The 20,487-nt window shown below is 35.4% G+C and carries 12 protein-coding genes; 4 read left to right on the top strand and 8 right to left on the bottom strand.

Going from position 1 to position 20,487, the window contains the following annotated elements; translation table 11 throughout:
* The first annotated feature begins 17 nt into the window (after positions 1–17).
* Positions 18–1,511, top strand: a complete 1,494-nt coding sequence (locus tag EK417_RS01610; RefSeq protein WP_136521143.1) for a RagB/SusD family nutrient uptake outer membrane protein — start codon at positions 18–20, stop codon at positions 1,509–1,511.
* A 103-nt stretch (positions 1,512–1,614) separates the two neighbouring features.
* On the opposite strand, the gene EK417_RS01605 is transcribed toward EK417_RS01610, so the two are convergent.
* The 8 genes from EK417_RS01605 to EK417_RS21350 form a co-directional block, all read right to left on the bottom strand.
* Positions 1,615–2,289, bottom strand: a complete 675-nt coding sequence (locus EK417_RS01605; protein ID WP_136521142.1) for a hypothetical protein — start codon at positions 2,287–2,289, stop codon at positions 1,615–1,617.
* A gap of 7 nt (positions 2,290–2,296) precedes the next feature.
* Positions 2,297–4,144: an RHS repeat domain-containing protein gene (locus EK417_RS01600; RefSeq protein WP_228457869.1), complete on the bottom strand. Its 1,848-nt coding sequence runs from the start codon at positions 4,142–4,144 to the stop codon at positions 2,297–2,299.
* Between the two features lie 350 nt (positions 4,145–4,494).
* On the bottom strand, positions 4,495–4,980 hold the full coding sequence (locus tag EK417_RS01595; RefSeq protein ID WP_136521140.1) for a hypothetical protein: 486 nt from the start codon (positions 4,978–4,980) through the stop codon (positions 4,495–4,497).
* 213 nt (positions 4,981–5,193) lie between these two features.
* On the bottom strand, positions 5,194–5,751 hold the full coding sequence (locus EK417_RS01590) for a hypothetical protein (protein ID WP_136521139.1): 558 nt from the start codon (positions 5,749–5,751) through the stop codon (positions 5,194–5,196).
* The gene (locus EK417_RS01585) at positions 5,748–10,370 is read right to left on the bottom strand and encodes an RHS repeat-associated core domain-containing protein (protein ID WP_136521138.1); all 4,623 of its coding nucleotides are present in this window, start codon (positions 10,368–10,370) and stop codon (positions 5,748–5,750) included. Before EK417_RS01585 ends, EK417_RS01590 begins: the two co-directional genes overlap by 4 nt.
* 24 nt (positions 10,371–10,394) lie before the next feature.
* Positions 10,395–12,647: a SpvB/TcaC N-terminal domain-containing protein gene (locus tag EK417_RS01580; RefSeq protein WP_136521137.1), complete on the bottom strand. Its 2,253-nt coding sequence runs from the start codon at positions 12,645–12,647 to the stop codon at positions 10,395–10,397.
* A gap of 6 nt (positions 12,648–12,653) precedes the next feature.
* Positions 12,654–13,121, bottom strand: a complete 468-nt coding sequence (locus tag EK417_RS01575) for a T9SS type A sorting domain-containing protein (protein ID WP_168801916.1) — start codon at positions 13,119–13,121, stop codon at positions 12,654–12,656.
* A 6-nt stretch (positions 13,122–13,127) separates the two neighbouring features.
* Positions 13,128–13,997 (bottom strand): PilN family protein, encoded by an 870-nt coding sequence (locus tag EK417_RS21350; protein ID WP_228457868.1) that lies wholly within the window; start codon positions 13,995–13,997, stop codon positions 13,128–13,130.
* A 365-nt stretch (positions 13,998–14,362) separates the two neighbouring features.
* Here EK417_RS21350 and EK417_RS01565 point away from each other — a divergent pair, with 365 nt between their 5' ends.
* The 3 genes from EK417_RS01565 to EK417_RS01555 all read left to right on the top strand — a co-directional run bounded on the left by EK417_RS01565 (position 14,363) and on the right by EK417_RS01555 (position 20,471).
* On the top strand, positions 14,363–14,686 hold the full coding sequence (locus EK417_RS01565; protein WP_136521136.1) for a DUF6660 family protein: 324 nt from the start codon (positions 14,363–14,365) through the stop codon (positions 14,684–14,686).
* A gap of 147 nt (positions 14,687–14,833) precedes the next feature.
* Entirely contained in the window at positions 14,834–19,195 is a 4,362-nt protein-coding gene (locus EK417_RS01560) for a CusA/CzcA family heavy metal efflux RND transporter (protein WP_136521135.1), read from the top strand.
* Positions 19,196–19,241: 46 nt separating this feature from the next.
* On the top strand, positions 19,242–20,471 hold the full coding sequence (locus tag EK417_RS01555) for an efflux RND transporter periplasmic adaptor subunit (protein ID WP_136521134.1): 1,230 nt from the start codon (positions 19,242–19,244) through the stop codon (positions 20,469–20,471).
* The last annotated feature ends 16 nt before the right edge of the window (positions 20,472–20,487 follow it).

The raw sequence follows: 20,487 nt of genomic DNA, 5'->3' as shown, positions 1-20,487 counted from the left end.
CTTTAAAAATTGAAACAATGAAAAAATTAAAATACATATCATTTGCACTTATCGGGTTTTTGTCATTGACAAGCTGTGAAAATGATCTGGACACAGCTCCGACTGATCAGGCCAACAGCGTGGAGGTTTTCAAAACAGCTGAAAGTGCAGAAACTGTTGTAAATGGTACCTGGGCAAAGTTTAATAACGATGGAACAACCTATGCCAATATCGGTTATTCCACAGTTTTAAGAGCCAGTGATGCGATGGGAAGTGATGTGGCGGTACTTACCAATAAATATGGATTTGCTTCTACTTATGCTTTCACCGAAATGGTGAACAGTACGGCAAGCAGACCTTTATTTATCTGGACGATGTTATATTCCACCATCAATAATATGAATAATGTGATTACAAGAATTGATGGAACGGAAGGAAGTCAGGAGAAAAAGAATCAGGTGAAAGGACAGGCAAAAGCATTACGTGCTTTCTGCTACCTTAATCTGGCGAGTTTTTATCAGTTCAGCTATCTTAAAGATAAGTCGGCTTTGACGGCTCCTATTTATACTGAACCTTCTACAACAAGTACGGTAGGGAAGAAAAGAGCAAGCCTTGAGGATATTTATACCTTGATTAAAAGCGATCTTATGGATGCTGATAACCTGTTAAAAAGTTATACAAGAAATAATAAAGACAAGATCAACCGTGCTGTAGTGAACGGGCTTTTAGCAAGAACTTACCTGAATACAGGTGAATGGAGCAAAGCTTCAGCATCTGCGAAAATTGCAAGAGAAGGATTCCCATTGATGGCTTCGGAAAAATATAAGGATGGCTTCAATGATATCAACAATGCAGAATGGATCTGGGGACATGCACAGACACAGGAGCAGTCGGATGCGAGTTATGCTTTCCATTATCTGGATGTGTCTTCATCGGGAAGTTATTATTACAGTTTTATGGCAGACCCTTATTTTAAGGATCTTTTTGATACTAATGACATCAGATCCCAGTTGTTTTCATGGGATGGGCAGAAAGGTAGAGAGGGATTGCTGAGGTATGCTAAGTTTAAATTTAAACCTACTCTTATTGCAGACATTGTGTATATGAGAGCTGCAGAAATGTATTTAATTGAAGCCGAAGCTGAAGCGAGAAACGGAAATGTCTCTCAGGCTGTAGCTGTTTTGAATCAATTGAAATCAGCGAGAAATGCTAATATTTATTCTGGATCATTGTCACAGAATGCAGTAGTAGATGCCATTTTGATTGAAAGAAGAAAAGAATTGTTTGGAGAAGGATTTTCGCTTTCAGATATTATCAGAACGCAGGGTACAGTAGTAAGAAAACCGTTTGTAGATGCAGATGGCAAACCGATAAAAGTTCAGATAACCACGCCGGACGGTACCGTGAAAACCGTAGACGGTAAAGGACATTCTGTGCTTGATTTCCCGGATAAATCTGCTTTTGTACCGAATAGTAATTATTACTTGTTCAGCATTCCACAGAGGGAGTTTGAGAATAATCCGAATTTATAAGATATAGTCCATAATTAGATTGATTTTTTTAAGCCACTGCTTTTGCGGTGGTTTTTTGTGAATGTTATTTAATAAAAATCCCCCGATTTTTCAGGGGATTGAATTATTGATTATTATATACTTCATATATTAAAGGGATCTTATTTGAAAATATCTGACCAGTAAATATTATGGGCTCCAGTTCTTTATTTTTGTTTTGTAGTACTTTGTAATATTTAGAAATAAGTTCCTGTGGGCTTTGTAAGCTTACTTGGAAATAATAATCTTTGGAATTCTCCATGTTAAAATATCTTCCCATATAACTTGGAAAATTAACTTTAGTACTGAAGATTTTCTTTTCTTTGGATTTTATTATGATAATTTTTTTTGAAATTCTATACGCAATCTTCATCTCGAATTCGTCAAACTCTTTTAAAAACTGCTTTCTAAATTTTTGAAATTCTTTTGAGCTTAGGTCGAATTGATGATGGCTATTGGTACTGCGCGCTCCAAAAGAAAACATAGGGGATAGAAGTGTGTTTTTTTCGTAAAGATAATAGTCTGGTAATCCAATGAAAAAGGGTTCTACTGCATATTCAGGGTCTTCATTGAATTCTGCAGCATCCAAAATTAATAAATAATTTTTTTCTGAATTATTAGTTATGTTATAAACGATATTATTTTGATCAAAATAGGAGACTTTTTTTATAGTATCATTTACAATTCTTATTTCGAGGTCATTTTGTCCCAAACAATAATTTGAAGCGATGGAGAGTAATATGATGAATGTATTTTTCATAAGTATTTTAGTAAAATCTATTAGGTTTATATTCAATATTATAAGTGCTTTTGAGTATGCTTTGATATTTAGCTAATCCTGCCTTACCATGAATAGTATTTCCCATTTCAATTTCCCAACTATATGCTTCAATTTCAGAAATGTCAAATCCGGCTCTCCAGCTTTTTTTTGTAAACTCTCTTATTTTTGAGGTCAGATAAACATTGTGATAAACATGAATCATTTCGTGTCCTAATGTGATGGCTAAATCCCAATTAGTTAAATTTAAACTTTTAGATATAAGTACATTATTGCCTTTAGTTAATCCCATGTCTCGACTTCGAGTATTCAGATTTTCTCCGGGAATATATTCAATAGCTCTTATTACAGCTGTTTTGCCACCAAGTTCGAATAGTCTTCTTAACTCAGGAACTGTATCAATCATTTTCTTTATTGCTTCATCAGAAAAATCTGGTTTACCATCTAGTTCATATCCGGCTTTATCTAATTGTTCTTTTAGATTAGTTCGGAATGTTTCCTTATGTGCTAAGAAATTAAAAGCAGTTACAATCAATCCCTGTCCTGCACCCATCCAGAAGTTTCCTCCTCCAAGGACAGAACCAACGCCACCACTCACAGCTCCGTTGAATAGAGCAAAACCATCGCTTCTAAGTATATTATTTTCACCTACATTTTTTACGGCCAAATCTAACAAATCATTAGAAGCACTTGTAAAGGCTCCGCTTAAAGCTCCACTCCAGAAGTTTCCTCCCTGCATGTAGAAAAGCGTTCCCTGGGTTATAGCATGAGCCCCGGCTCTCGCTATAATGGTCCAGATGTTTCCCAGTGAATTGGCAATAGCACCTCCGGCCTGAAATACAGCCCCAATTCCTGAAGCCACTGAAGCACTAACGTATGAGGTAATTAATCCCATATACAGTCTGTCAAAACTGAACGGGGTCTGGGTAACATACATATTAATTCCTTCTGAAACCACAGCTATTGCCAATGGCAGCCACCAGATAAACTCTCCGTTTGGGTCATTATACATTAATGGATTATTCAAAACATACCCATACTTATTATAGTTTTGTGTATTGAATATATCTTGTATATTTTCGTCTGCATTTAGGAATCTCCTTAATATAGGATCGTATAATCTTCCATTCATATGGATAATTCCTATCTCTGCAAAATGTTCGTGGCTGGTATAACCTCTTTCTATAAGTAATGAAGCATTTTCAATTATACTTTTATCTGTAATAATTGTCCCGCTCCCAATCTGAAGGTGAGTAAAATTACCCCATGCATCAAAATGCCTTTGTTCCAATTTGTTTCCGGCTTCATCACTGATCGTCAGGATACTTCCGATATAATCTTTATGTAAGAATTTGTAAGAACCACTATTCTCTGTAAAGTTTTTTAAATATACAATATTTGATTCATAAGGATTCCCTCCAATATAAAGAATGTGCTTTTCCTTTCCTGTTGTATTATCTTTCACGACTTCAAAGCTTCCATCTTCACTATAAAAATTAGTAAACTTACCATCACTATCGGCACTAAAATTACCTCCATAAGTTACTCTCTGTCTCATTGAAGTTAATCCATACTGGAAGGCAACATCTCCTTTCATTCCATCAATGAATACAGGGTCATTGTTCTCATTGTAAGTGATGCTTTGTATTAAATCATTATTATAATTCTGTTCTCCGGCAGCATTTAATGTCATTCCCGTAGCTTGATAAATCTTAGCAGAATTTTCAAACTTGATCGTTCCTACCTGATCGTTTTGGGTAATTCTTCCTTTGATGTCATAGACATTTCTGTTCGTTGTTGGCTTGATTCCGGTTACCGGATTCGTCCAGTTGACCAAACGGTTATTGTCATCATAATCAAAAGACTCATTAATGTTAAAATCTCCTCCTGTTGTTCTGCTCTTTAGTTCATTTCTGATTGCATCGAATGAGTAGGAGGGTTGCAGAATATTTCTGTTCTTAACTTCCCGGATAAATCTGCTTTTGTATCCAACAGTAACTATTATTTATTCAGCATTCCACAAAGGGAATTTGAAAACAACCCGAATTTATAAGATATAGTCCATAATTAGATTGATTTTTTTAAGCCACTGCTTTTGCGGTGGTTTTTTTGTGAAATAAAAATCCCCCAAATGATTGGGGGATAGATTTTATTCATTGTTTTGCTAACATATCTGAAGTATTGCTATTACTTCTGTACAGATTCATCCGGAAATTGTAACTTATATGTAGGTAAAATGAATTCATATAATTTTGCTTCAATCTGATTATACTTCTCTTTATCCTCCCAATTTGTATTACATGGTAAATTATCCACATTTTCATTTCTGTTAAAACTGATTGTTGAACTGGAAAAGAGTTCATTAATATCATTAAATGTACAATTGCGCATATTTTTAGGTTGTAGCTTTAAATATAAATCATGAATTTCATTAATGTTTTTTGGTGTCAGATTTACAGTGACAGTTTTTTTCTTAAAATTTCCATCGGGAAATAATTGTTTTACTTCATAGATTGCGGTTTTACTATTGTAAATAAACGACCTGGTTATTTTATTATCTCTAACAAATATCTTCTTATAACTAAGATTTAAATCACTGTTTTTTTCTTGAGCGAAACAACTTTGTACACTTAAAATAAGCAAAAATAAAGTGGCTATTTTATAATTTTTCATATATTATTTATTTGGTATAAAACATAAATCTGTTAAATACTGGCATAAGCTTATTATATGCATTATTAACTATACTTTGAGAAATCTGGTCTAAATTATTATAAAATCTATTGGGAGGTCTCCTATATAATCTTTTAGTTCTAGATATAAGATTTCTGTCTGTATATCCATATTATAATTTTATCATCTCTAAATAATTATAAATATTTAGCACTAATTTTTTATTCTTAAAATAGCATTTTGTGGATATTGGATTTGAATAACCTTATCATTCTTTGGATCCTTTTTTGTTAAGAAATAAATCATATAATTTCCTATATCAGATTTTTTACAATCTATATAAAGTTCTTTTATAAACTTTTCTTTAAATCCAATTTTGACGGGAAGATATTTTTCATTTCTTTGCATAGTAAAATCAGTACTAATAACTTTAGTATTAGAATTATTTCTTATATATGAAATTGATTTGTTAATATAGACATACGATATATATGGTTTTATTACAATATTATCATTACTTGCTTTATTATTAGGTTCCATTAAAACGAAGTTTAATTTTGGAAGTGTGAAAACAACAGAGTCTTTTCTTAAATTTAAAACTGATAATTCTATTGTTTTTTTATTAATATTGTAACTTAAATCTATAATAGGATTTTCTTGATTCTTATTATATTTTTTTTCTAAGCTAATAAGCTTACACTCATTCTTATGCACATCTGAACAAGAGTACATTCCTAATGTAATCATTGTTAATATAATTATTCTTTTCATTTCATTATACGATTAAAAACAGGTAATAAAAATTGCCTAAGTAAATTCAACCCTTGTTTGTTGTTCCCCGTGATGTTATTATTGATAGCATCACTTATTACATCACTGTCTACACCTATTGCTGGATTAAATTTAAATCTATTTATTGTGGATAAATAATTTTCTCCATCAAAAATTGCTGCGTGTCCCAAATCATCTATAGTTGATGCATATCCTCTATTAAATAATTTTGTTTTATCATATTGTTTAATAAAAAAGTTTCCTGCATTCATTATATAAGCATGACCTGTTTCGTGAACCATGGTTGTGAAAAGTAATTCTTTGGACGCAAAAGCTGCTTTGGCGTAATGAATATTAGAAGTTCCAGAAAAGAAATTGGGTTTGGTTGTATAAGCATATGCCCTACCATTAGATGTCTGGAAAAACCCGTTTGATGTTTGTGAATATTTTTCAGATCCAATTATATCTTTTCCAACCTTAAATATTCGAATTTCCCCAGGGGTGAAATTATCTTTTCTCATTTTTTGGATGCTTTTTTCAGAGTACTCTACATTTTTTTCATTTTCTGTAAGAGGCTCTTCACCGTCGTAATATTTGAATTCATCTTTCATACCTGCATATTTTAAAAAATAATTTGCAGTGTAACTCATTGCTGCTACTGCACTGCCAATTACAGCGCCTTTAATCACTCCTTCAAGGAAATTTTGTCCGGTAAGCAAGGAAGCAATTCCCCCGCTTCCTCCACCAGCTAATGTGGCATTTCCTACTGTCCCCCAGAAACCACTGGCACTGAAAATCTGACCAAGGCCTCCAGAGACGGCTCCGGTGGCTGATCCTAATAAAACAGCCTTTCCGAATCCTCCCATTGTCCAGTTATTATTAATAGCGGACTGGATAGCATATATACCGACACTAATTGCCGTACCTATAATCGCACCCCAGATAACTGGAGCTACATAAGTTAAGAAAAATCCTGCTGTCCAGATAAATTCTCCACTAGGATCATTGTACATCAGTGGATTATTCATTACATATCCATATTTATTATAATTCTGTGTATTATATGGATCCTGTATATTTTCATCGGCATTTAAGAATCTTCTTAATAAAGGATCATATAACCTTCCGTTCATATGAATGATTCCAACTTCAGCAAAATGTTCATGTCCGGTATATCCCCTGTCAATAAGTAATGAAGATTGATTTATAATACTTTTATCGGTAATAATTGGGCCGTTTCCAATTTGTAAATGGGTTAAATTACCCCATGCATCATAATGCCTTTGCTCAAGTTTATTTCCTGCTTCATCACTAATGGCCAATATGCTTCCCAAATAATCTTTATGCAAAAAATTGTAAGAACCACTGCTCTCTGTATAGTTTTTTAAATATACGATATTACTTTCATAAGGACTGCCGCCAATATAAATAATATGCTTCTCCTGTTGGGTAATATTGTCCTTCACTATTTCAAAACTTCCATCTTCACTGTAAAATTTGGTGAACTTACCTTCTCCATCCGTGCTGAAATTTCCTCCAAATGTTACGGTTTGTCTCATGGCTGTCAGCCCATATTGGAAGCCAACATCTCCCTTTTCTCCATCAATAAATACGGGATCATTGTTCTCGTTGAAAGTTATACTTTGGATAAGATCATTGTTATAATTCTGTTCTCCTGAGGTATTTAGGGTCATTCCTGTAGGTTGATAAATTTTAGAAGCATTATCAAATTTAATATCCCCAACCTGGTCATTTTTTAGAATTCTTCCTTTGGTATCATAAACATTACGATGGTCATTAGGTTTTATTCCTGTTACAGGATTGGTCCAGTTTACAAGCCTATTATTGGTGTCATAATCAAATGATTCCGAAATTTGAAAATCACCTCCCGTTGTCCTGTTCTTTAATTCATTTTTAATAACATTAAAATTGTAGGAAAGGCGTAAAATATTTTGTTTAATAGCTGAAGAATGAGCTAACTGGCTTAATGAACCATCAGTCTCAAAACTTTGATAAATTTCTGAGGCTCCTAATTGTGCTCTCAGTATTTGTCCTTTATCATTGGTTTCTTTAAGTTGCCATAATATTTTTCCTGAAGTTTTATCTTTTACCTGATACAAGTCTCCATTCCAGCTGCTGTAAATATTTTCAATATTTACTTTAGTCATAATCCCGGAAGAGTATAACTGTTTTTCATAAGAAATAACCCTTGCTTTATCATCATAAGTCATTCCTTTCTGTATAAAATATTTACCATAACTACTTTCAGAAGAGGATAGAATTCTTCCTTGAGGATCATACGATATATTCGAACTAAAAGATTTTCCTTTAGATGTTCCTGATCTTGAAATTATTCTTCCTTTACTATCATAAGTGTAGGATATAAACTTATCAGTTGATTGTCCTCCATCTGTTATAGATTTTTCTTTTTGAGAAATAAGTTGGCCTAAGTTATTATAAGTGTATTCCTTAGTGCCTTTTGGACTTGTGGTCTTTTTTGGTTGTCCGAATCCTTCATATTCATATTTATAAATTCCATTTGAGGGATCATTAAACTCAGTTTTTCTTCCCCAAACATCATATTTTGTAGTTACGATATTTTCAGCATACTGTGCCTTGATCTGTTCTCCGGCTGCGTTGTAGGAGAATACAATTGTACCGCCTTTATCAGTTGTAGATACAGTATTGCCTAAAGCATCAGTGGTTTTAGAGGTTGTTCTTCCATTTCCATTTGTTTCTTTCACTGTTGTAGTAAAACCAGAAATAGTGGTTTCTATTTCCTTTCCGTTAAATGATAAAGAAGAAATTTTAGCTGGAAATACAGAGTCATCATAGATGAGAGAATTCCATTGATAAGCATTTAGTCCTTCAAAATAGGGTTCACTTTCTGTCTTTTTTCTTCCTAAAGCATCATACTGAATGTCTTTAGAAAGATATTGTCCCTGTCCGAATGCTTTTGTACTCGTTTTGTATTCTTGTCCCCATTTATTGGTATATTTTTTTGAAATATTACCATCTGGATCATACTGGGTAATAATTATATTAGAATTACTATCCTTCTCGTATTGGTAGGTTGTAGTTCCTCCTAAATTAGTTTTTGATTTCAGTAATTTACCCCAATTATCATACACATTGTCCAAAGTATTTCCTAAAGGATCAGTTTGTTTTATAATTTGTCCCTGATCATTATAGATGACGTTGGTTTCTAGACCTAAGTTGTCTATTGTTTTAATAACAGACTTTCCTTGTGGATCATATTGTGAACTTTGAGTCTGTGTCTGAGAATCTATACTATTTAATGTTGTTTTTTGGACAATATTTCCAAAACTATCGTAATTATAATTGGTTTGCAACCATCCTGTATTGTCTCTATTCCATGTTTTTTGGTTTTTTAGCAAATTGTTTTCATAGGTATATTCTTCTTTGGCTGATTTTGTATCACCATAAGCTTGCACTATATCTGTCTTAGACTTAGGGCGACCAATATAATAATCGACTCCTGTACCATTTGGATTGTTTATATATTCAAAAGTAGAGGTTGTTATTCCATATCCATTATTGATTTTCGATTCACTTTGAACCGGAAGATAATAGTTTCCATAAGTAACAGTTCCTTCGGTAGTAGTATTCGTTAAAAAGTCTTTAATTTTAGTGCTTTTTGGTATTACTGCTGTTACAATATTAGGTCTGTCAGCATAAGAAACTGAATTAACAATCTGCCCGTTTAACAATTTGTCGGTTTGATATATGGTAGATTTGAAACTCAATAGCTGAGTGTTGTTTTCAGAAAGGTCTGCCGGGAAAATATTGGATTCATTATTTGTCCTTATAGACCACTCCTTAATAGGAACTCCTTCATTGAGTGGATCTATTTCTGTTCCATTCCATATTTTGGTATTTTCCATTCCATCTGCATACCATGAAGAGCGTGCTGTTTGGCGGAAACCAATTGCCCCTCTTCCTTGTAAATGTGCTAGATACCCTCTATATCTGAAATCCTGTTTTTTTCCAAATGCTTTTAGTTGGGTTACAGCATATACCTGTGACAACCTCTCCATCTCCATATAAGGATATTTTTCCTGTTTAACAGGAGCGTATACATTCGGGTTGATTACAGGATCGAGTTCCTGATAAGTTATTTCATATAAATTATCACCTTGGTCTATTTTAGTAATATATTGATCGCTTTGCAGATTGAAGTTATTATAGTAGATTATTTTTCTATCATTTTGGTTGTCAACATTACCGGTAAGAAGGACTAATTTATTAACTCTGTTGTTAATTCTGAAATTTCCAAATATAGGAGTGACCTGAAGTCTGTCGTATTCTTTGGAAAAAGCATCAAAAAGCTTTTCGTTTTCCCATTTATAGCCAGTTGCATTTTCGTTATACTGAAATTCCGATAGTATTGAAAAATAGAAAAATGTTTTATATACACCCATGTTTGGAACATAGTTCACTTTCGATAATGTTTTGATAATATCGGTTTTTCCATCTCCATTGATATCAATAAATCCATTCTTATAATAATTTGTCATAGAACCGCTTTCCTCAACTCCATTAGGATTATAAGGAACAAGGCTTCTGAAACTTTCATCTAAATTGTTTCCTTTATTCAAATATATTGACCATCCGTCATTTCCTTAATTATTGGGGTCTATAGTTCCATTAAATCCTCCACTTGAACCAGAATCTAAACGAAGAGCAAGAGGTAGGAGAACTTCAATATTCCCATCTCCATTGAAGTCTGCAAACTGCACTCCTTCACTAAGTCCTTTTACGGTGTGGCTTTTTGCTAAATTTATATTATAATCATTACCTTCTTTTGTTAGATTATATTGTTTAAGAGTATTTAAAGGTGTGTTTATGGTTTTTGAACCATATTCATAGTGTGGTATTCCATTGAATCCTCCTGTATTATTTTTTGTAAGATAGGTTACCTGGGTATTGGATCCCGTTGGCTCAATGAATAAAATATCCTGTTTTCCGTCTTTATCAAAATCCATAATGCCTCCATTACCTAAAATATTCTTTGGTGTTGTAATTTGTGGGATATGGATTGTATTATTTTGTAAGTCATTGTTATCTACAATCAAATATCTGTTACCTTGTGTTTTGCATTGCCATCTTCCTTTTGGGGGATCAGGAACAATGATTACATACTTACATTTCTTATCTTCTAATGACATTACTAATTCAGACATGCCATCAGAATCAATATCTACTTCTTTTATATCTATAGGATGGGAAACATTCAATCCCCCCATATAGCTAGGGTCAGTCTCTGGCGGGTATAAAGAATCAGCATATATATAGCTTGTAGACTGTATTGTTTTTGAATGTTCTAAAACAAGAGGATTATTATACGTATTGAGTACTGATGCATCGCTTTTAATTGAATAGTATTTCAATTCTATATTTCCAGAGGAAGGAGGGTTGTATCCTGCATTTTTCTTTGAAATAATAATCCCCTGCTTAGGTTTTATATAGTTATCGGTAGGTTTTATATTGAATGTGGTAAAATCACTGCTTGGCCAGAATGTACTGGTTGTTCCTAGATAAACAAAAGAAGGGTTACCATTGTTCACTGCGTCAAAATAGATATAGTAACCTTCTGGTTTGGCATTTTGTGCAGGTTGCCTTACAATGAAATCAATCAGGCCATCTCCATTATAATCTCCGGTTGTAATAATGTTATCGAAACTAATAAAGTTTTGTTCGTTGACGCTTGTTAGTAAAGGCTTTGTTGAAAAAATAATTGGATTCGCTTTTTCTCCATTAGCATTGGATTCCCATATTTTTTTTACAAATTGATAATTAGTTCTTCTCTGAGAATTATTATTTATGATCGGGTTCTCATATTCTATTTCGTATTTTCTTAGTAAATTATTGTTTGTATATATTTCAATGTTTTTAAGGATTTTAGATTGGATGAATTTATTATCTTTAAAATAGGCAGTTTCATTTAAACTTCTGTTATTATAATTAAATTGAAGTTTATTTAAATGAGGTTTCCCATTTGTTTCATTTCCTCCCCATTCAATTTGTGATATTATAGCTACATTGTCAGATTGGATGTAGTTGTAAGCAATATAATTTCCTTGCGTATCTTTCCATTTTACAATATTGTATTCTAGAGGTGTTCTTGCTGTGCTATTGCCAGATGCAATAGCACCATACCAGGCTTGTGATCCATCTTCAAAATTAACTTCCCAATATTCTGGTCCTTGCCAGGATTGGTTGGTAATTGTTCCAATAGATTTTATTTTTATATTGGAATATTTCTCTGTTGTATATTCTGCTCCTGACTTTCCATATTCTCCTGATTTTAAGATTAGTCTTTCCCCGTTAAAACTATAATAGTCCGAAAAGTCTAATTGAATTCCTGTTAGTCTTCCGTCTTTTTCAATTGTTCTTCCAGTTCTTGAAATAGATGTAATTCCTGACAGGTTCCAGCCATATCCAGCTATACTGTTTCCTGTTCCACTTGTATAAATAAGATTGGTTTGAGGTGCTACACTTTTCACCCCCGGTGGCAAAGCAATAGGTAAAGTAAACTGTAATTGTCCTGCTCCGTTAACCTCAATATTACCCTTGGTATCATGAAAACTTTTCCCATCTGGAGCTGTTGTTCCATAGGGGTTAGTTGCTCCTGCATTTGAATCGGTTGGTCCGCCGCCAGGATTCTCCGTTGCTGGACCAATTTTAGCTACGAATGGATTCGATGAGCTGGAAGATGCACGAAATCCTGGTGCCAGTACCACTGTTTGCGGATCCTGTACTGTCCGCGAGCTAGTCTCTGCCTGATACAGTATGGTCTGCGAAAAGCCCAATACCGAACATAAGGACAGTATGAATGATGAAAATACTTGTATTTTCTTAACGTAAAATTTCATGGTTATCTATCGTTTGGTGATGTTTTTACTGAAAATCCTGCCATCTTTTAATGTAAAGCGCACAACATATACACCCCAGTCATAACCTGTCATATTGATTTTGACCTGGCGGTTTAAATCTGGGATATTCTGCTGCTGGAATTTCCAGTGAACTGTACTGTGTTGATAGAGTGAAACAGATTCTATTAATCCATCTACTTCCTCTGTCCAGTCTATCGTAAGATAGTCATTAACAGGAACCGGGTACAGACGTATTTGTTTCAGGAATGTTTTTTCATCAATAACAGGAGCTTGTCTGGTAACAGCTGCTACCTTTGATTCTTTTGAAACCATTCCTTCGGCTTGTTTACCAGCAGCGTCGATTCCCCTGTATCGCTGGTTTCCGGCCTCATCATATTTGAAATAGACTTCGGTTTGGGAAAAACCTAAGAATCCTATCATCAGCGATGACAGTGAGAGTAATTTTCTTTTCATTGGTGTTTATTTTTGTGTGGATAAGAGTTGTTGAACCTGTTGTTCCAGCTTTTCAATTTTGGCTGATTGTGCTTTTAAAACCTCATTTTCATTCTGAAGCTGTTTAAGCTGTTCTGACTGTTGTTTTATCTGTTTATTCTGGTCAATTGAATATAGTGTAAGCTCTTCTATTTTTTGTAAAAGTTTAATCTGAAACTCACCCACATTCACCCCCTCTTTTTCCATAACTTTAGCAGAAGCAATTTCAGGAAGGTGCTTTTTTTCTTTAATGTGTTTTTCAACTTCTTCTAATTTTGGAAGATCGTATTTTTCATCAAATACAAAATCAGCAGTAGGAGTTAGAGTGACCTTTACTTCTTTAGCTTCAAATTTTCCCTGTAATGAAGCATTTCCATTGGGCTTAATGGCAAGTTGTACTTTCTTGTTTGTAATAAAATTAATCGCTCCAAAATCTGGGGCAGTAATCTCATTTTCAATATTAAAGTCACCATAAGTTCCATACCTGAAGCCACTGCCTGAGTAGGTAGAATTTACTTCCAGATTAGCGGTAGTGCTATTATATGCTAAACTGACTATAGCACTACCCCCGGTTTGTCCTACAGATGTAAACTTTCCCAGAGACAAATTTTGGTTGTTTATATTGTCCTGAGCGATATGTAGTTTGCTGTTAGGACTTACGGTTCCAATTCCAATATTCCCATTAGGCTTAATTCGAAGGCTCTCAATATTATTAGACTTCAGAACCAAAGGTTGATTATCTGTAGTTCCAATAAAATTATTGGATGAGTTTGTCCCTGAATTTCCTGTGATATTCCAGCTTTGTGCGAATGTAAATGATGACACTAAAAGTGCAATCGAAAATAATTGTGTTTTCATAATTATTAATTAAAATTTATTTTTGTAAAACTATAACCGCAATGCGACAAATGACGTCGTGTTTCATGAGAATTTTATTACTAATAATTGGGGTCACTGTCTCGATTGGTCTTTGTTTGTGAATTTACAAAAAAAATACGTTTTTGATTTTTTTTTAATTAGATATTAATATTTTTTAATAGATAATAATCAGTTTTGTGTTTTTTTAATGAGTATTTAATTTTTTCCATACGTAATTGTTTATATAATGTTTTTTGATAAAATTTATTACAATTAATATAAGTTACTGCTAAAATTATTTTTTTATTGGAAAGCTAATATCATGAACTTTTACCCATTTTAGAAAAAATCTCTACCTTTGTACCATGAACCTCTTAAGATGGATACTGGCAATGTATTTCATGGCGCTATCATTAATGCCATGTGCTGATGTGTCTCATCCGCAGAATTCGGGGAATAAAATGATTTCTCTTAGTGTTCAGGAAAATCATTCTACAGAAAGAGGAGATATCTGTTCTCCGCTGTGTGCCTGCAGCTGCTGCCAGATGACAGTTTCGGCATTTAAAATGAATCCTTTATTGGAAATTCCGGATCAGATTCCGGCTTATTTTTCAAAGAAGATTTTATTCCACAAAAACGACTTTGCTTACCAGGTTTACGATCCTATCTGGCAGCCTCCTAAAATTTAATTTTTATTGATTTTTAGAAAGTAATGCTTTCTAATGATAAACTGTGCTTGAAACTTTGCAATACCATTGCAGAGGGTTTCAGGATATTTTTGCTGCAGTATTTTATGCTGTATGCATTCATTTTTCAATAAAAATTAAATACAAATTGTGTTAGATAAAATCATAAAATTCAGTATCAAAAATAAGGTGATCATTGGTTTGATGACATTGGTGCTGATTATCTGGGGAACATGGAGTGCCACCAGATTGCCAATAGATGCTGTACCGGATATTACCAACAATCAGGTGCAGATCATTACCGTGTGTCCTACATTGGCGGGGCAGGAAGTGGAACAGCTGGTTACCTTTCCCATTGAGCAGAGTATTGCCAATGTTCCCGATATTCAGGAGACAAGAAGTATTTCAAGATTCGGGCTTTCTGTGATTACTGTGGTGTTCAAAGAAAATGTAGATGTGTACTTTGCCAGACAGCTCATTAATGAACAGCTGAAAAACGCAGTGGAAGAAATTCCGAAAGGAGTAGGGACTCCCGAGCTGGCTCCTGTAAGTACAGGGCTTGGAGAAGTCTATCAGTATATTCTTCACCCTAAAAAAGGAAGCGAAAATAAATACAATGCTAAAGAACTCCGCAGCATGCAGGACTGGATCGTTCGAAGACAGCTGAACGGAACACCGGGAGTGGCGGAGATCAACAGTTTTGGTGGTGAATTAAAGCAATATGAAGTCGCTATTGATCCCAATCGGTTAAAAGCAATGGGAACAAGCATCACCGAAATTTTTACAGCCCTTGAAAAAAACAATCAGAATACCGGAGGAGCTTATATTGATAAAAAGCCCAACGCCTATTTCATCCGTGGAATTGGTTTGGTAACTTCACTTGAGGATATCAAAAATATTGCTGTTAAAAATGAAACGGGAAGCGTTCCGATCTTTATAAAAGACGTTGCCGATGTTCGTTTAGGAAGTGCCGTTCGTTACGGAGCATTAACCTATGATGGAAAAGTAGATGCTGTGGGTGGAGTCGTGATGATGCTGAAAGGAGCCAATAGTAATGAAGTAGTCAGCAATATCAAAGCAAAAATCCCGACCATTCAGAAATCTCTTCCCGATGATGTCATTATAGAACCCTTTCTGGACAGAACAGATCTTGTAGACAGAGCGATCAATACTGTACAGAAAAACCTCATTGAAGGAGCGCTGATCGTTATTTTCGTTCTTGTAGTTTTCTTAGGAAATCTGAGAGCCGGACTTATCGTAGCTTCAGCCATTCCGCTTTCCTTGCTGTTTGCATTGGGAATGATGAATGTTTTCGGGGTAAGCGCCAACCTGATGAGCCTTGGAGCCATAGATTTCGGGTTGATTGTAGATGGTGCCGTAATTATTGTAGAAGCCACTTTACATCATTTAGGCGTAAGAAAATCTACTCGTGCTTTGACACAGTCTGAAATGGATGAAGAAGTTTTCCTTTCTGCATCAAAAATTCGGAGCAGTGCCGCCTTTGGAGAAATCATCATCCTTATTGTCTACATTCCAATTCTTACGTTGGCTGGAGTAGAAGGAAAAATGTTTACCCCAATGGCCAAAACAGTAGGATTTGCCATTCTGGGAGCTTTGATTCTTTCACTGACCTACATTCCGATGATGAGTGCTCTCTTTTTATCTAAGAAAATATCCCACAAGGAAACCTTCTCTGATAAAATGATGAACCGTCTTCAAAAGGTATATCAGCCATTATTACAGAAAGCAATCAAAGTAAAATATATCATTGTGTCAGCAACGGCTGTTGTGTTTCTTATTTCCGCTTTTATTTTCAAAAATATGGGAGGCGAATTTATTCCGCAGCTGCAGGAAGGCGATTTTGCATTCCACTGTATTTTACCACAGGGAAGTTCATTGAGCCAGAGTATAGAAACCTCTATGCAGGCCTCAAGATTGATCAGGCAATTTGATGAGGTGAAAATGGTCGTTGGCAAAACCGGTTCTGCTGAGGTTCCTACAGACCCGATGCCACCTGAAGCAACCGATATGATTGTAGTTTTAAAACCACAAAGCGAATGGAAAACCAAGAAATCCTACAACGAACTCGCGGATGAGATCAGTGAAAAGCTGGAAACAATTCCTGGGGTATTTTTTGAGAAAAACCAGCCTATTCAGATGCGTTTCAATGAGCTGATGACAGGAATCAGGCAGGATGTTGCCGTAAAAATCTTCGGAGAAAATCTTGATTCTTTAGCCTTGTATGCGGATAAAGTAGGGAAAATCATTCAGACAGTCGATGGAGCTACAGCTCCTCAGGTTGAAAGAGTGAGTGGTCTCCCGCAGATCAATGTTCAGTATGACAGAACAAGAATCGCTAATTACGGATTGAATATTGAAGATGTCAACAATGCTGTAAGTACAGCCTTTGCAGGAAAAGCTGCCGGACAGGTGTTTGAAAATGAAAGACGTTTTGATCTGGTTGTCCGCCTGGACAGTCTTCACAGAACCGATATTTCAGATGTGAATAATCTGATGATCACTTCTGCTGCCGGAGCACAGATTCCATTATCGCAGGTCGCTAATATCAGTTACAAATTAGGACCTGCACAAATCAGTCGTGAGCAGGGAAAACGTAGAATTGTGATCGGATTCAATGTGAAAGACCGTGATGTGGAAAGTGTGGTGAAAGATATTCAGGCAAAACTGGATAAAGTGAAACTTCCTTCCGGATACTACTTTACCTATGGTGGGCAGTTTGAAAACCTACAGGAAGCAAGCAAACGTCTGATGATCGCTGTTCCGGTATCATTGCTTCTGATTTTTATGCTGTTGTATTTTACTTTCCGCTCGTTTAAACAGGCTGCATTGATCTTTACAGCGATTCCTATGAGTGCTATTGGTGGTGTCTTTGCGCTTTTAGTAAGAGACATGCCTTTCAGTATCAGTGCCGGAATTGGATTTATTGCCCTTTTTGGAGTAGCGGTATTGAATGGAATAGTTTTGATTGGAACATTTAACCAATTGGAAAAAGAAGGCGAAACCGATATTCTGAAAAGAGTATTTGAAGGAACAAAAACCAGATTAAGACCTGTACTGATGACGGCTACGGTAGCTTCTTTAGGATTTTTACCTATGGCTATTTCCACCGGAGCAGGAGCAGAAGTACAGAAACCTTTGGCTACAGTAGTGATTGGTGGTCTGGTAACCGCAACATTCCTAACACTATTTGTTTTGCCAATGTTGTATATCATTTTTAACACAAAGATTTTGAAAAGAAAAAATAGTAATACAGGAATGTTTACAACGGTTCTTGTTGTAGGTTTCATGATGCTGGGACAGACTTTTAAAGCACAGTCCAGATCTATTTCTGTGGAACAGGCGGTAGAGCAGGCTGTGAATAATAACTTAACCCTGCAGTCAAAAGACCTAAGTATTAAATCCGCTGAAGCATTGAGGGCAACTGCAAAAGAACTCCCTAAGTTGAGCTTTGAAGCGCAGCTCGGACAATACAACAGTCCGAAGTTTGACCAATCATTTGCTATATCACAAAGTATCCCTTTTCCAACATTATTTAAAGCAAGAAAAGAATTAATCAATGAGAATATTAAAAGCAGACAGATTGATAAAGAAATTACGGCCAATGAACTGATAAAGCAGGTTCGTACCTATTACTATCAGATTGAATATCTTCAGTATAATAAAGCCCAGCTGACCAGTCTTGATAAATATTATGAGGAATTCATCAGAATTGCAAACGTAAGATTCAAAGCGGGTGATATCAAAAAGATCGAGATCAGTACAGCGGAAACCCAGAAAGGGGAAATTGATCTGCTGCTCAGACAAAATGAAGTTTTTCTGAATAACGCCTACAAGAATTTAAAAACGCTGATGAACACGTCAGAAGATCTTGAAGTTCCGTTTAACAGAGATTATGCACCTTTAAAAGCAGAAAATGTGCTCGATAGCGCTGTGGTTGCCAATAATCCTACGGTAAAAGCTTTTTACCAGGAAATGGAGATCGCCGAGAAAAACAAAAAAGTTGAAAAATCCCTTGGGCTTCCTGATTTCAGCTTAGGATATACCAACCAGTCTTTGATAGGTTTTCATACCATCAACGGGCAGGAGAATTTTTATAACTCAGGAAAGCGTTTTCAGTCGGCAACAGTAGGCGTAGCAATTCCATTAACATTTGGGACGACGAAAGCAAGAATTCAGGCGTTGGAATATGAAAAACAGGTCGCTGAAACCAATGCTAAAATGCAGCAGAAACAGCTTTCTGCTCAGTTGGATAACGCCTTCAGTCAGTATCATCAGGATTTACAGCAGTATGACTACTATACAGGCCAGGCATTGCCTAACGCAGAGAAAATTGTAAAAGCAGCTCAGTTGGGATATAAAACAGGAGAAATCTCTTATGTAGAATATCTTTTTGCCCTGCAGACAGCCACGAATATCCAGTTGAAATATCTGGAATCTATCCAGCAGGTGAACCAATCTGTTGTAACCATTAATTCAATCATTAATAAATAATATGAAAGTGTTGAAATACAGCATCACACAAAATACATTCTCAGATATGAAACTCAAATATAATATCATACCCATTATCTTGTTCTCAATGTTATTAACAAGCTGTGGAAAAAAAGAAGCTTCGGAAGAAAAAGCTCCTGAAAAAACAGAACAGAAAGAGAAGACTCATGAAGAAGCTCCACAAACTATAGCTTCTCTTACGGAAGTGCAGATGAAGTCTGTAGGAGTGGCTTTAGGAACTGTGGAAATGAAAGAGCTGACATCAACGATAAAAGCAAATGGTTTGCTGAGCGTACCGAACAGCAATAAAGCAACCATTACTTCGCTGTATGGAGGAATCATCAAAACCATCAATATTCAGGTAGGAAGTATCGTGAAGAAAGGGCAGGTGATTGCTACCATTGCCAACCCGGAATATATCCGGCTTCAGGAAGATTACCTGACGACCAACAGCAGAATTACTTATGCAGAGCAGGAATACAGAAGACAGAGAGAACTTTTTGATAATGATGCAGGGGCGAAGAAAAATCTTCAGAGTGCCGATGCGGAACTTAAAACCTTAAGAACAAAAAGAGCATCCCTTTTAAAACAGCTTCAGATGATGGGAATAAGCCCTGGAAAAGTAAGCAATGGAAATATGAAATCCGGTTTGGTGATCACTGCCCCTATCAGCGGAACGATCAGCAGTATTACCGCACAGATCGGAAGTTATGTGGATATCTCTTCTCCCGTTGCTACAGTGATTGATAACGGCTCCATTCATCTCGACCTTCAGGTGTTTGAAAAAGATCTTCCTAAAATGAGAGTAGGACAGATTGTTCATTTTAAACTGACCAACAATCCGGAAACCGAATATGATGCAAGAATTTACAGCATCGGATCTTCTTTTGAAAACGAAAGCAAAACCATTTCTATGCATTGCGAAGTAATTGGAAACAAATCCGGACTGATTGACGGAATGAATATCACCGGAATTGTAAGCCTTGATAAAAGTACCACACCTGCAGTGCCTACAGAGGCTATTGTAGAAGCAGACGGGAAATATTTTGTGTTTGTTCAGACCGATAAAAAAGGGGAAGAAGAACATGAAGAAAAAGGCAAACCACATCCGAAAACCTTAAATTTTGAGAAAATAGAAGTGGTAAAAGGAACTTCCGATATGGGATATACTGCCGTAACTCCGGTAGGAAATATTCCTGACCATGCAAAAATAGTAGTAAAAGGAGCATTTTTCGTGAATGCAAAACTGGTGAATTCAGGAGAACACGAACATTAATGAAAGCCATTGAAAC

It is taken from the genome of Chryseobacterium candidae, assembly GCF_004916905.1.
GTDB lineage: Bacteria > Bacteroidota > Bacteroidia > Flavobacteriales > Weeksellaceae > Chryseobacterium > Chryseobacterium candidae.
The sequence above is the reverse complement of the archived record's forward strand: the minus strand, read 5'-3'. Positions and strand labels throughout refer to the sequence as shown.

Excerpts from the sequence above, each read along its gene's own strand:
- EK417_RS01595 (WP_136521140.1), bottom strand. The coding sequence starts at position 4,980 with ATGAAAAATTATAAAATAGCCACTTTATTTTTGCTTATTTTAAGTGTA.
- EK417_RS01555 (WP_136521134.1), top strand. The coding sequence starts at position 19,242 with ATGAAACTCAAATATAATATCATACCCATTATCTTGTTCTCAATGTTA.
- EK417_RS01580 (WP_136521137.1), bottom strand. The coding sequence starts at position 12,647 with ATGAAATTTTACGTTAAGAAAATACAAGTATTTTCATCATTCATACTG.
- EK417_RS21350 (WP_228457868.1), bottom strand. The coding sequence starts at position 13,997 with ATGAAAACACAATTATTTTCGATTGCACTTTTAGTGTCATCATTTACA.
- EK417_RS01575 (WP_168801916.1), bottom strand. The coding sequence starts at position 13,121 with ATGAAAAGAAAATTACTCTCACTGTCATCGCTGATGATAGGATTCTTA.
- EK417_RS01605 (WP_136521142.1), bottom strand. The coding sequence starts at position 2,289 with ATGAAAAATACATTCATCATATTACTCTCCATCGCTTCAAATTATTGT.
- EK417_RS01565 (WP_136521136.1), top strand. The coding sequence starts at position 14,363 with ATGAACCTCTTAAGATGGATACTGGCAATGTATTTCATGGCGCTATCA.
- EK417_RS01610 (WP_136521143.1), top strand. The coding sequence starts at position 18 with ATGAAAAAATTAAAATACATATCATTTGCACTTATCGGGTTTTTGTCA.
- EK417_RS01590 (WP_136521139.1), bottom strand. The coding sequence starts at position 5,751 with ATGAAAAGAATAATTATATTAACAATGATTACATTAGGAATGTACTCT.